Origin of the sequence: Marinihelvus fidelis (assembly GCF_008725655.1) — a bacterium.
Taxonomy (GTDB): Bacteria; Pseudomonadota; Gammaproteobacteria; order Xanthomonadales; family SZUA-36; genus Marinihelvus; species Marinihelvus fidelis.
Genome location: NZ_VYXP01000007.1, coordinates 84233 through 97544 on the forward strand (window position 1 = coordinate 84233; position 13312 = coordinate 97544).

Annotated in this window: 11 protein-coding genes; 4 read left to right on the plus strand and 7 right to left on the minus strand. The window is 63.4% G+C overall.

The window, feature by feature from the left end; translation table 11 throughout:
- The 4 genes from F3N42_RS12255 (at window position 1) to F3N42_RS12270 (ending at window position 7046) form a co-directional block, all read left to right on the plus strand.
- The gene (locus F3N42_RS12255; RefSeq protein WP_150864885.1) at window positions 1-2433 is read left to right on the plus strand and encodes a glycogen/starch/alpha-glucan phosphorylase; all 2433 of its coding nucleotides are present in this window, start codon (window positions 1-3) and stop codon (window positions 2431-2433) included.
- A 2-nt stretch (window positions 2434-2435) separates the two neighbouring features.
- On the plus strand, window positions 2436-4448 hold the full coding sequence (gene glgX, locus F3N42_RS12260) for a glycogen debranching protein GlgX (RefSeq protein WP_150864771.1): 2013 nt from the start codon (window positions 2436-2438) through the stop codon (window positions 4446-4448).
- A gap of 101 nt (window positions 4449-4549) precedes the next feature.
- Entirely contained in the window at window positions 4550-6091 is a 1542-nt protein-coding gene (locus tag F3N42_RS12265; RefSeq protein ID WP_150864772.1) for a UUP1 family membrane protein, read from the plus strand.
- A 1-nt stretch (window position 6092) separates the two neighbouring features.
- A complete protein-coding gene (locus tag F3N42_RS12270) occupies window positions 6093-7046 on the plus strand; it encodes an alpha-L-glutamate ligase-like protein (RefSeq protein WP_150864773.1) in 954 nt (317 codons plus the stop codon).
- Window positions 7047-7145: 99 nt separating this feature from the next.
- Here F3N42_RS12270 and F3N42_RS12275 read toward each other — a convergent pair whose 3' ends face one another.
- The 7 genes from F3N42_RS12275 to F3N42_RS12305 all read right to left on the minus strand — a co-directional run bounded on the left by F3N42_RS12275 (window position 7146) and on the right by F3N42_RS12305 (window position 13252).
- Complete coding sequence (locus F3N42_RS12275; protein ID WP_150864774.1) at window positions 7146-8480, minus strand: tetratricopeptide repeat protein; 1335 nt, start codon at window positions 8478-8480, stop codon at window positions 7146-7148.
- 5 nt (window positions 8481-8485) lie between these two features.
- On the minus strand, window positions 8486-9139 hold the full coding sequence (locus tag F3N42_RS12280; RefSeq protein WP_224784903.1) for an energy transducer TonB: 654 nt from the start codon (window positions 9137-9139) through the stop codon (window positions 8486-8488).
- 10 nt (window positions 9140-9149) lie between these two features.
- Window positions 9150-9557: an ExbD/TolR family protein gene (locus F3N42_RS12285; RefSeq protein WP_150864775.1), complete on the minus strand. Its 408-nt coding sequence runs from the start codon at window positions 9555-9557 to the stop codon at window positions 9150-9152.
- 45 nt (window positions 9558-9602) lie between these two features.
- Window positions 9603-10142, minus strand: a complete 540-nt coding sequence (locus F3N42_RS12290) for a MotA/TolQ/ExbB proton channel family protein (RefSeq protein WP_224784904.1) — start codon at window positions 10140-10142, stop codon at window positions 9603-9605.
- Between the two features lie 3 nt (window positions 10143-10145).
- Entirely contained in the window at window positions 10146-11516 is a 1371-nt protein-coding gene (locus F3N42_RS12295; RefSeq protein WP_224784905.1) for a MotA/TolQ/ExbB proton channel family protein, read from the minus strand.
- Entirely contained in the window at window positions 11513-12247 is a 735-nt protein-coding gene (locus tag F3N42_RS12300; protein ID WP_191621393.1) for a DUF3450 domain-containing protein, read from the minus strand. The genes F3N42_RS12295 and F3N42_RS12300 overlap by 4 nt, the downstream gene beginning before the upstream one ends.
- A gap of 228 nt (window positions 12248-12475) precedes the next feature.
- Window positions 12476-13252, minus strand: coding sequence for an N-formylglutamate amidohydrolase (locus F3N42_RS12305; protein ID WP_150864889.1), 777 nt, complete (start codon window positions 13250-13252; stop codon window positions 12476-12478).
- Between the last annotated feature and the right edge of the window lie 60 nt (window positions 13253-13312).

Sequence of the window (13312 nt, forward strand, 5' to 3'; positions counted from 1 at the left end):
ATGGATGCGGACGCGATCCTGTCCGACCTGACCCACTATTACACGCGGATGTATGGCCGCCGCACGTTGCGTACGGACACGCCGTTCCTGAGCCAGGCGCTGGTGCATACCATCCGTGACCGGCTGATGGAACGCTGGAACCGGACCAATATCGCGTTCGAGCGGGCCGACGGCCGCCGCGCCTGCTACCTGTCGATGGAATTCCTGATGGGGCGCCTGCTGAACAACGCGCTGTACAGCCTGGGCAGTACCGATGAATCTTCCCACGCGCTGGGACTGTTGGGCGTGGAGCTGGAGAAGGTGCTGGACGCCGAACGTGACGCCGGCCTGGGCAACGGTGGCCTGGGTCGCCTGGCGGCATGTTTCCTGGACAGTTGCGCCACGTTGGGGCTGCCTGTTCGCGGTTACGGTATCCGCTACCACTACGGCATGTTCCGCCAGCGCATCGTCAATGGCTTCCAGATCGAGGAGCCGGACCCGTGGCTGCGTGAAGGATTCCCCTGGGAGATCGAGCGCAGTGAGCTGGCCAGGACCATCCGCTTTGGCGGCCGCACGGTCACCTTCCGCGACGAACATGGCCGTACCCGGCATGGGCTGGAGGACACGCATGACGTGCTCGCCATTCCTTTCGATGTGCCGATTCCCGGTTACCGCAACGGCGTGGTCAACACGCTGCGACTGTGGTCGGCCGCGGCCACGGACGAGTTCGACCTGGAAGAGTTCAATGCCGGCAGTTATACCGAGGCGGTCGAGGCCAAGAACGAGGCCGAGAACATCTCCATGGTGCTGTACCCGAACACGGCCACCGAGTCGGGGCACGAGCTGCGCCTGCGCCAGCAGTATTTCCTGGCCTCAGCCAGCCTGCAGGACATCCTGCACGACTACCGCTACCGCCATGGCGGTAGCCTGGCGGGCCTGGAAGACAAGGTCTGCTTTCAGCTGAACGACACGCACCCGGCGATCGCGGTGGCCGAACTGATGCGCCTGTTGATGGACGAGCACGGCATGGAATGGGACCAGGCCTGGGGCATTGTCCGGTCGACCACGGCTTACACCAACCACACGCTGCTGCCGGAAGCGCTGGAAACCTGGCCGGTGCCGATGTTCGAGAAGCTGTTGCCGCGCCTGCTGGAAATCATCTACGAGATCAACGCGCGGTTCCTGGACGAGGTCAGCATCCGCTGGCCCGGCGACAACGCGCGGCTGGCACGGATGTCACTGATCGACGAGGGCGGCGAGCGCCGGGTGCGCATGGCCTACCTGGCGATCGTGGGCAGCTACTCGGTCAACGGCGTTGCGGAACTGCATTCGCGTTTGCTGCGCGAAGGGCTGTTCCGGGATTTCTACGAGCTCTGGCCCGACAAGTTCAACAACAAGACCAACGGCGTCACGCCGCGGCGGTGGCTGGCGGCCTGCAATACCCGGCTGGCCGCGCTGGTCAGTGGCAAGATTGGCGACGGCTGGGTGACGAAGCTCGATCAGCTGGAGGCCCTGGCACCGTTGGCCGATGACGCCGGTTTCCAGGCCAGCTGGCGGGCCGTCAAGCTGGCGAATAAGCAGCGGCTGGCGGAAGACATCAAGCGCCGTACCGGGATTGAGCTTGACCCGGCCATGCTCTTCGATGTCCAGGTCAAGCGTATCCACGAATATAAGCGCCAGTTGCTGAACGTGCTGCACGCGGTGCACATGTACGACCTGATCCGCCGCGGCGACGGCGACGAATTGCCGCCGCGCGCCATCATCATCGGCGGCAAGGCCGCGCCCGGTTATGTCATGGCCAAGGGCATCATCAAGCTGATTGGCAACGTCGCCCGGGTGATCAACAATGACCCGGCCATGGCGGGGCGCCTGCAGATGGTGTTCTACCCCGACTACAACGTCTCCGCGATGGAAAAAATCTGCCCCGCGGCGGACCTGTCCGAGCAAATTTCCACGGCCGGCAAGGAGGCCTCCGGCACCGGCAACATGAAGTTCATGATGAACGGTGCCATCACCATCGGCACGCTGGACGGCGCCAACGTGGAAATCCTCGAGGCCGTGGGCGACGAGAACTTCTTCCTGTTCGGCCATACGGTGGAGGAGGTCGCCTCGTTGCGGGAGAACTACGATCCCGGTGCCTATATCAACGCCGACGAGGACTTCCGGCGTGTTGTTGGCCTGCTGGAATCAGGCCACTTCTGCCGTTTCGAAGTCGGCGTGCTGGACGCGGTGATCGGCGCCTTCCAGGACCCGTCGGACCCATGGATGACCGCGGCCGATTTCCGCTCCTTCATCGACGCCCAGCGGCGCGTGGACGAGGCCTGGAAGGACACCGCCCGCTGGGATCGCATGAGCATTCTCAACAGCGCCTGTTCCGGGCGGTTCTCCACCGACCGCACGATGCAGGACTATAACGACGACATCTGGCGCCTGGAGCCGGTCGAGCCGGGCTGATCATGCTGGAGCGCGGCGACCCCGGGTGCCTGGGCGGTCGCGCCCTTGAGGGTGGCGCGAACTTCGCCGTATACGCCTCGCGCGCCGAGCGGGTCGAGCTGTGCCTGTTTGATGCCCATGGGAATGCCACCGGCAGTTTTGACCTGCCCGGCCACGATGACGGCGTCTGGCACGGGTTCTTTCCGGGCCTGTCAGCCGGGCAGGCCTATGGCTACCGGGTCCATGGGCCCCATGACCCCAAAGCCGGGCTCAGGCACCATCCCGGCAAGCTGCTGATCGACCCCTGGGCCCGGCGACTGTCCGGCGAAGTCCGCTGGGACCCTTCATTGTTCGATACGGACCCGTCAGACAGCGCCGGTGCGATGCCGCGCTCACTGGTGACTGCCCCCGGCGAGGGTGCCGGGCCGGTCATACGGCGCGATGACAGCGGTCGGATTCCGTGGTCGGAGGCCGTGGTCTACGAGACCCATGTGCGCGGCTACACCATGCGCCATCCCGGGCTGACGGAGGCCGAGCGCGGGCGCTTCAAGGGCATGGCCAACCACCAGGTGCTTGATTACATCCGCGCGCTGGGCGTGACTCACGTGGAGTTGATGCCGGTCCACAGCATGGTCGACGAGGCCTTCCTGTCGGCGCGTGGGCTGCGCAATTACTGGGGCTACAACAGCATCCAGTTCTTCACGCCCGCCGCGCGTTATGGTGGCGAGGACCCGGTCGTCGAGTTCCGCGACATGGTCAACGCCATCCATGACGCGGGGCTCGAGGTGATCCTGGACGTGGTCTATAACCACACCGGCGAGGGGGGTGAGGACGGGCCGACCCTGGGTTTCCGGGGCCTGGACAACCTGGCCTATTACCGCACCCTGCCCGGTGACCCCTCGACCTACATCAATGACACCGGCTGTGGAAACACGATCAATGCCGACCATCCCAGGGTGCAGGAACTGGTGACCGCCAGCCTGGAGTACTGGCACCGGGACATGGGCGTGGATGGTTTCCGTTTCGACCTGGCGCCCATCCTGGGGCAGACGGCGACCGGTTTTCGCACCGACCATCCCCTGTTGCGGGCCATCACCACGACGCCCGGGTTGCGCAATGCCCGGCTGGTGGCCGAACCCTGGGGGCCCGGGCCGGGAGGATACCGGCTGGGTGAGTTCCCGCCGGGGTGGTCGGAATGGAACGACCGCTACCGCGACACCGCGCGGCGGTTCTGGCGCGGTGACGCGCAGCAACTCGCGCCACTGGCGAGCCGGATACATGGCTCGTCCGACCTGTTCGACCGGCCCGGGCGCGGCCCGCTGGCGTCGGTCAACTTCATCACCAGTCATGACGGCTTCACGTTATCCGACCTGGTCAGCTACAAACGCCGGCATAACCACGCCAATGGCGAAGACAACCGAGACGGCCACAGCCATAACTACAGCTGCAATCATGGCGTGGAGGGGCCGACGGATCGAGGCGCGACCCTGGCGCTGCGTCGCCGGCACCGGCTTAACCTGCTGACGACCCTGTTGCTTTCCCAGGGCGTGCCCATGCTGCTGGCCGGCGACGAGTTTGGCAACAGCCAGGGCGGAAACAACAACGCCTACGCCCAGGACAACGAGACGGGTTGGCTGGACTGGTCCGGGCTGGACCATGATCCGGAGTTTGTCCAGTTGGTCCGGGCACTGATCCGCATTCGCAGGCGGCAACCATTGCTGCGGCAGCCGGAATATGTCCATGGCCAAGTCGATGAAGCGGCCGCCGGCAAGGCCCGGTACATCGACTGGTTCAACGTAGATGGAGAGCCCATGGCGGCAGGCGACTGGGCCCATTCCCGGGCTGTCATGAAGCTGCTGTCCGGTCAGGGCAACGAGCTGGCCCTTCTGGTCAACGGCCATGATTTCGAGGCCCGTTTCGTTCTGCCAGGCGGCGGCTGGGTGTGCGAGTTCTGCAGTGACGCACGCCAATACCCTGGGCAAAACGACCGTTTCGACGCACCGGCCTGGAGCATGACCTGTTTGGTGCGCGGCTGAGCGGCGTACCGGGGTAGACGCTTTTCCAGCGCGAACAGGTATAATCCGGCATCGTCCGGGATCACTAAAAACCATATGAAAATCATTTCGGTAGCCCCCTCATGGCCGGTGTAAAGCGCAACTACCAGTGGCTGGTGTTGTCGCTGGTGCTCATCGCCGTCAGCGGCGCGATCACGTGGCAGAAGATTGCCGGCCTTGGATTTCCGACGCGGCCCGATATGACCAGTGAGACCTGGTCGATCCAGGCCAAGGTGGAACTCGAGCGCCGTGGTGGGCCGGTCAAGGTGGCGCTACGGCTGCCGTCGAGCCCGCCCGGCTACGTGGTGGCCGAGGAACACTATATTTCCCGCGGCTTTGGCCTGACTGTCGATGACAGCCCCGGCGCCCGCCAGGCGGACTGGGCCATTCGCAGGCTACCCGAGGATCGCACGCTGTACTATCGCGCCCGTGTCAGCCCCGGAGGGCCGCGTGGCGCCATTGCCGGGCGACCGGATTACCCGCCGGTGCCGGATTTGCAGGAGCCGTTCAGGACCGCCTTGATCGATATCGTGACCGAGGTCCGCCAGGCGTCCGCCGACACCCGTACCTTTGCCGCGGCCATGCTCGCCAAGCTGAATTCCGCTACACCCAACGAAAGCATGGCCCTGTTCCTTTCGGAAGTTCATGATCGCGAGGACCGCATCGCGCTGGTCCAGACATTGTTGGCCGGCGCGCGAATCCCGACGCTGCAGATCCATGGTTTTGTGCCGGAGGGCGATATCCGCCGGATTGACCTGCAGACGCTCATTGGCGTCTACAACGATCAGGAATGGCTGGTGTTTGACCCGGTCAGTGGTCGCCAGGGCCTGCCACCGGGGTTCCTGGTGTGGGCCACGGGCTCGCCCGACCTGGTCCAGGCGGATGGCGCGTCTGTCCGGGATTTCCAGGTTTCCGTGCGCAAGCAGATGGTCAGTTCCCTCGAACTTGCCAGCCAGCGCGCCGCCGCCGAGCGTATCGGCGTGGGCCAGGTATCGATCCTGCAGCTGCCTATCCAGACCCAGGCGGTGTACGAGATCCTGTTGCTGGTGCCGTTTGGCATCCTGGTGATCGTCATCCTGCGCAATATCGTTGGATTCAGCTCATTCGGTACGTTTGCACCCGTGCTGATCGCGCTGGCGTTTCGCGAGACCGAGTTGTTGCGTGGCCTGGCGCTGTTTGTGCTGATTGTCGCGCTGGGCCTGTTTTTCCGCTTCTACCTGGAGCGCCTGCGCTTGCTGCTGGTGCCCAGGCTCGCGGCAGTGGTGACGATCGTGGTCCTGCTGATGACGATCATCAGTATCGTCAGCAATCACTATGGCATCGATACCGGCTTGTCGGTCTCGCTGTTCCCGATGATCATCATCTCCATGGTCATCGAGCGAATGTCCGTGGTCTGGGAGGAGCGGGGCGCAATCACCAGTATCCGTGAAGGTATCGGTAGCCTGGTCATGGCGGCGCTGGCCTACGTGGTGATGTCGATCAACATCCTGGGCTACTGGGTGGCGGTGTTCCCGGAGATCAACCTGGCGGTACTCGGGCTGATTATCATGCTGGGCCGTTACACCGGCTTCCGCGTCACCGAGCTGTTCCGCTTCCGCCAGCTCGACCCGAAGCAGGCGCCCTGAGATGCTGGGCCGCTACAGCCGGCTCAAACGTGCCGGGGTGCTGGGCCTGAACCGCAGGAACGGCGACTACATCTTCACTCACAACCAGCGGCGCTTTTATCCGCTGGTGGACGACAAGGTGCTGTGCAAGCAGCGCATGCAGGCGGAAGGGCTGGCCGTGCCCGACCTGCTGGGCGTGGTGGGCTCCAATCGCGAGACCCGCAACATCGACGGCATCCTGGCCGGCGCGAAGGAGTTCGTGATCAAGCCGGCGCATGGCAGCGGCGGTGACGGCATCATGGTCATTACCGACCGCAAGGCCGAGTACTACGTCGACTCCGATGGCGGCCTGGTCGACCAGGACCACCTGGGTCATCACCTGACCAATGTCATCGGTGGGCTGTATTCACTGGGCGGCCGGCCGGATGTGGCCATGATCGAGTCGCTGGTGCATTTTGACCCGGCATTCAGCCAACTCACCTGGCAGGGTGTGCCGGATATCCGCGTGATCGTCTATCGCGGCTACCCGGTGATGGCCATGACGCGGTTGCCGACCCGGCAGTCTCACGGCAAGGCCAACCTGCACCAGGGGGCCATTGGCGTGGGGATCGACCTGGGCAGCGGCAAGACCCATGGCGGGGTGTCCGGTAATTCGGCGCAATCGACGCATCCGGATACCGGCTCGGATATTGCCGGCTTCGAGGTCCCGGGCTGGGCGCAGGTGCTATCCATGGCGGCGCGCTGTTACGAGGCGGTCGAACTGGGCTACCTGGGGGTCGATATCGTGCTTGACCGCGACTTGGGGCCGTTGATCCTGGAACTGAACGCGCGCCCCGGCCTGAATATCCAGATTGCCAATCGTTGTGGCCTGGCGGCCCGGCTCGAGGCGGTCGACGCTGAGGCCGGTGATGGCGAATCACCCGACCAGCGGGTGGCCTGGTCTCGCAACCGCTTTACGCTTTCCCACGACGACTAAGCACTTTCCTGCGGGCAAGAAAAAACCCCGGGGGCTGGGCCTCCGGGGTTTTCCTATTACGGCACCAGCCTGCGGGCAGGCCGGTTGGCTTATCGCCGGTTACTGCGCGTCTTCCAGCATCTCGTTCAGCACGTCTGGCTTGGTCTGTGGAAGTTCCTGGTTCATCAGTTCTGCACGCTTCAGTTCGCTGTCCACGTAGTTGATCCACTGCTGCGCCGTACGGCGGCTGCGGTCATCCCTGGCGGCGGCTTCGAAAGCGTTGCGGGCCTGGCTGAACTTCTTCTGGTTGAACAGCGCCATGCCCAGCATGATGTTGGCCGTGTCGGTGCGCGGCAGGCCGCCCATCTGAATGCCACGCTGCAGGGCGCTGGCGGCGTTATCCCAGTCCGACAGGTTCAGGTAAGCCTGGGCCAGTCGAACGTAGAGCTCACCGTCGTTGGCAATCTCGGCAGCCTGGCGCAGCGGCGGGATGGACTTCTCGTCCTCACGCGCCGTGAACCATGACTGGGACAGCAAACGCAGGTTGCGCTCGTTGGAGGGCACCGTGCCAGCATCCAGTTCCTTTTCCAGCACAGTGGCCGCCTTGTAGGGCGCTTCGTGCAGCAGGTAAAGGTTGGCGAGGTTGATGATATGCGCCTGCGAGGTGATGTAACCCTTTTCGTACAGCGCTTCGACAATCACCAGCTGCTTCATGGTATCGCCCAGCTCGGAATGAGCGCCGGCGAGGGTCAGCAGGTAAGTGTCCTTCGGGTAGTGAGCAATCAGTTCTTCCAGAATCGCAATCATGTTCTGGTAGTCCTTAAGCTCGTAGTAGATCACCCGAAGCAGGAGCAGCTCGTTCTCTTTCGGAACGGTGCCCTGGGCGCGCTTCATGTCGACGCCTCGCTTGATGGGCCCAAGTGCCTTCTGGTAGTCGCCCAGCTGGAAGTAGGCCTGGCCCTGCAGCAGGAAGATATCCGCTGAAGGCTCCGGCACGACCGCCATGAGCTGGTTGACCGTCTCCAGGGCGCCCTGGTAATCGTCGGTGGTGAACTGCAGCTGTGCCTTGGTCTTCAGGGCGCTCTGCTGTACCGCCGCCGGCAAGCCGGGCTGGGCAAGGACCTGGTTGTACGAGTTGATGGCGTCCTGGTACTTCTCCTGCAGGTAGTAGGAGTAGGCGGACAGGTTCCAGGTCTGGGCCCGTTCGTACGGTTCCAGCTTCTCGTCCTGCAAGAGGACGCGAATCGCGGTCTCGGCCTGGGTGTACTGCTTGGCCTCGACAAAGCCCTGAATTTCCGTAAGCGCCTCGTAGACCTTCTGGCTCATGGCCAGGGTCTGCTTGGTCTCGCGGTCATCGCCATCCTGCGCGTGAGCGTAGGGTACGGCTGCCACACCGAGCGCAACCGACAGCACGAGGCTGGCGGCTTTGATGGTTCTGCGTTGGATTCGGTTCATGGCAGTTACTCGCTGATCTCAAAGGTGAACTTGTTCTGTACGCCCGGGACTTCCACGGCCTGGCCGTCGATGACGCGGGGCTTGTACTTGAACTTCATCGCCGCCTGGACGGAAGCACGGTGGAACAACGAACTGCTGCACTGGCTTTCGACCACGAACGGGTCACGAATGGTGCCCTGCCGGGTCACGGTGTACTCCACCACGCAGTAGCCTTCCGTCCCGCGGGACAGTGCGCGCTGCGGGTAGATGGGCGCGACCTTCACGATGGGCAGGTAGTCACCTTCGCCGACACCCAGGCTGAAGCCACCGGACATCTCGATATCCGTCTGCACCGGGGCGGCCTCAATGGCGATCGTCTCGGCGGTCGGGTCAGGATTTTCCAGCTGCGGGGTAGGTGGCTGCGGCGGCGGGGCGTCGGGTGGTGGCGGCTTTTCGGGCTTCGGCGATTTACGCTGGATGGTCTCGTCTCGCTGCACACGAACGAAGTCCACCAGGGCGCCGCGGTCGCTCTCGTCGAGCGTGCGGTCGGCGGTTTCGATCATGTACTGCATGAACCAGAACAGGAACAGCGTAACGACGAGGCCAACGACAAAGCCGATGACCAGTCGCCCCACACCGGGGGTTTCCCGGGTGGAGAGGGTTTGTTGGATTGTGGCCATGGGCGCGCTCCTATTGCTCTTGCGCGGCAATCGAAACGTTGTAAACGCCGGCCTGGCGTGACGCATCCATAACCTGGATCAAGGTATCAGTCTTCGATTCCTTGTCCGCCTGGATGACCACGGAACCCTGGGGATTCTCCGCATGCAGGCGCTCGATGTTCGGGCGCACTGAGCGGATATCGACCTGGCGGCGGTCAATCCAGATGTCATTGTTGGGACCGATCGCGATCAGGATGTTGGCTTTCTCCTGCTTCACGGCGGTGGCCGCGTCGGGCCGGTTAACGTCGATACCCGCTTCCTTGATAAAGGTGGCGGTAACGATGAAGAAGATCAGCATGATGAACACCACGTCCAGCATGGGCGTAATGTTGATCTCCGACTCTTCTTCCTGTGGTGCTTGGTTGAAAAACTGCTTCATTTTGCGATCTCCAGCTGCGGCCCGCTCACGCGGGCCGCAAGCCCGTCAGCTATGTTTTATGACCAGATGGTCACTCAGGAGTTCTCTTTCCCTGGCGGCCTTGCGCTGCAGGTAGGTGCTCATGGCAATGCCAGAGAGCGCCGCGACCATGCCTGCCATCGTCGGGATGGTAGACATGGACACACCCGAGGCCATCGACCGCGGGTTACCTGAGCCGGACACGGCCATCACCTCGAACACGTTGACCATGCCGGTCACCGTGCCCAGCAGACCCAGCAGCGGGCACAGGGCCACGCAGGTCTGGATCATGGCGATGTATTTATCCATGTTCCGGCTGACCACTGAGATCAGTCGGTAACGCACCTGGTGTGCGTTCCACGACTGGTGGTCAGGCCGTGCTTCCCAGAGCTGCTGTGCGGCGGAGACCATCTTCTTGTGACCGACCTTGAAATAGATCAGTCGTTCGATGATGAGAACCCACATCGCCAGCGTCAGCAGACCGATCCAGTTCAGGACCGGCCCACCGAGCTCCATGAAGTCACGTACGGACTCCAGGAAGGGCAGGTAGTAGTAGAGCGTATCCACGCCTTATGCTCCCCGCTGCGCTTCCGCCTGCTCTGCCAGCAGACCAGCGGATTCTTCCTGCAGGATCTGCGTCAGTTTGCGGGCCTGGCCAGAGACCAGGGTGTGCAGGAACACGGTCGGGATCGCCACGACCAGGCCGAGCACCGTCGTCATCAGGGCGGTCGAGATACCACCGGCCATCAGCTTCGGATCACCTGCACCGTAAAGGGTGATGGCCTGGAAGGTCACGATCATGCCCGTCACCGTACCCAGCAGACCCAGCAGCGGCGCGACCACTGAAATGATCTTCAGCATCGGCAGCATGGACTGGAACTTGGGCGTTTCACGCAGGATGGCTTCGCCCAGTCGCAGTTCCAGCGCCTCGACGTCGTCGCCCTTGTGGTCGTGGTAGACCTTGAGCACGCGGCCCAGCGGGTTGTTGCCCGGGTTCTGCGGGTTCTTGATCTGCGCACGGACCTTCGAGCCGATACCGGTCAGCACCAGCCAGCGCCACACGGCAATGGCCACGCCGATGATACCCAGCACGATGATCACCCAGCCGACTTCCTTACCCTGCGCGATACGCTCGCTCAGGCTCGGTGACTGGACCAGCAGGCCCAGCAGCTGGCCACGGGTCGGGTCGATGGCGACCGGCGTGTAGCCGCTGGAGGCGCCTTCGAAGTCGCCCAGGCGCTTGGTGTAACGGGCCTGCGGCTGGCGCTGCAGTTCCAGTACACGGCCGGTTTCCGGCAGGTACTCCAGGTATTTGCCATCGGCAACCAGGTTGAACGCGCCGATACGGGTCACGGTCTTTTCGACTTCCTCACCGGTAGAGGTCACCACGGTGGTCGGGAATTCGACGACCTTGCCGGTCTCGGTCATTTCACGCTGGATTTCGAACCACAGGCGCTCGATTTCGTCCAGGGACGCCATGCGCGTGGTCTGGCCCATCTTGGCGGCGAACTCGGTCAGCCAGGCGGTACGGTCAGGGTACTGCACCTGGGTGATGGAGTTGCTGAACTGGCCGATGGCATCGCCGGAGGCCTGCTGCAGAACACCAAACAGTTCCTTCAGGTCGCCCAGTCGTTCCTGCAGGGCGGCTTCCAGTTCGAAGATTTCAACGTCGTTGGCTTCGAAGGTGGTTTCCAGCTGCGCAGAGAGGTTCTCCTGGCGGGTCTTCTCGGCGCGCATGTTGGCCAGCTTCTGCTGCTGGCTGGAGCGATCGGCACGGAACTCGGCCAGGCGCTCCTGGGCTTCCTGCGCGTCTTTCACGCGACCGGTTTCAACCTGGCGAAGCAGCTCGTCAAGGTTGACGGCTTCGGCAGCAATGGCGGGGGCGGACAGCCCCATGGACAGGGCGACAGCGCCCAGGAATTTCATGGTACGGGTCTTCACTGTCCTGCCTCCTTCGCGGCTGCAACAGGCACGACCAGCAGATCAGGCGCGACCTGCTTGCGTGCGATCTTCAGGCCTTCGGTGACCTGGGCCTTGTAGGTTTCCGGCGGCAGTGAAACGAACGCGCCTGCGTCCTTGTCCCATGCGCCGGTGGTGCCGCCGCCAACCGTCTGGTAGGCCAGCACAACACGACCGATGCGCAGGAAGTCGACCTCCTGCATGCGGCCGTCAAGGTCAATGGAACCCTTGTAGGCTTCGATGGTCCGACCGTACTCATTCTCAATGGAGTAGGCCTCGAGGATCTGGCGCAGCTTTTCGGCCGGCGTGACGTCGGAGCGATCCATCATGTCACGCAGGCGTGCGATACGGTCGGTACGCTCGGTCACCAGGAACGGCGTGTCGAGCTGGACGAACTCGTCCAGGGCGTCGAGCATGCGGGTCATCAGCGGGACGATCTGGCGCTCGATCAGTGCAACGTCGTCGATGGCCGCGGTCAGGTCGGCCTTGGCGGCTTCCTGGTTGTTGACCTGGCGCTGCAGGAGGTTGTTGTAGACCTTGAGGCCGTCGACCACCTTGGCCTCGGTTTCAAAGTCAATAACGATCTGTTCGATCTGGTCGGCCACCTGGTTGATGCGCTGCTGGTCGGCGGCTGCTGCCGCGGCCCGCTGCTCACCGGCGTTGGTGACTTCCTGGATGGTGGCGCCGAGGGCGGCACCGGAGACCGTCGTCATCAGGAGGGCGGCTGTTACCGCTACCTTCATCGGACGGTATGAAAGGGTTCGTTTAGTGATCATACCGATTCTCATTGTGGGAAATGATTTAGTGGAGTCTGGGAAAAGCGAACGCACACTCTATAGTCAAGCCCAAGAGTGGTCAAACTGTAATAAAGGTGTGCTTCGGACAACCTGACTCATTCTGGCACCACGCCTGTAAAAAAAATGTTATTCACAGGCCCTCTCTCACTCCGGTCGTCGTGCCTGGACGGCCGGTTCGGCGAACGCGCGTTCCAGCGCGTCGCCCAGTATGCCCGCCCAGTGCGCCAGCCCTTCGGCTGAGCTCACCAGGTCCTGGCGTACCTCGATCCCGACGCACGGCAGTCCACGGCCTTCGCCGTGGACATCGACGGTGTAATCCGCCGGATGACGTCCGGAATAGGGTTCGTTGTCGCCAACGCACAGCCCGTCAACGTCGCGCAGCGCGTCCAGCAGGGGTAGTGCGAGCCGCGGGTCACGGTCCCACATGACGCCGATATGCCAGCGTCGGCTGACACCGTTGAAGACCGGCGCGCAGGTGTGGATGGAGACCAGTGGAGGCGTGTGCCCGGCAGCGACCTTGCCGTCGAGCTGTGCCTCGATGGCGTCATGGTAGGGGTTGAACAGGGCTTCGATTCGCAGCTGCCGCTGCGCCTGGTCCAGCCCCAGGTTGCCGGGGATGGCGATGCCGTCACTGACCCGGACAAACGCGGTCGGGTCGTCCGGGTGGCGGTTCAGGTCGATGACCAGCCGCGAGTAGCCGGCCAGCACGGCGGTGGCGTCAAACCGCGCCGACAGGGCCCGTGTCAGCCCGGCCGCACCGATATCCCGCGCCACGTGTCGTTCCAGCACCCAGTCGGCCACGCCCAGTTGCCGCAGCGTGCCGGGAAAGGCGCGGCTGGCGTGGTCGCAGGTCAACAGGAACGGCGCCCGCCCCTGTGGGTTGAGAATCTCGAACGGCGCCGGATCACCCGGCCCAAGCAAGGCTTCGGCAGGTGCGGTGACAACGGTTCCTGGTGTGGATTCAGTAGGCGTGGGGCGGGA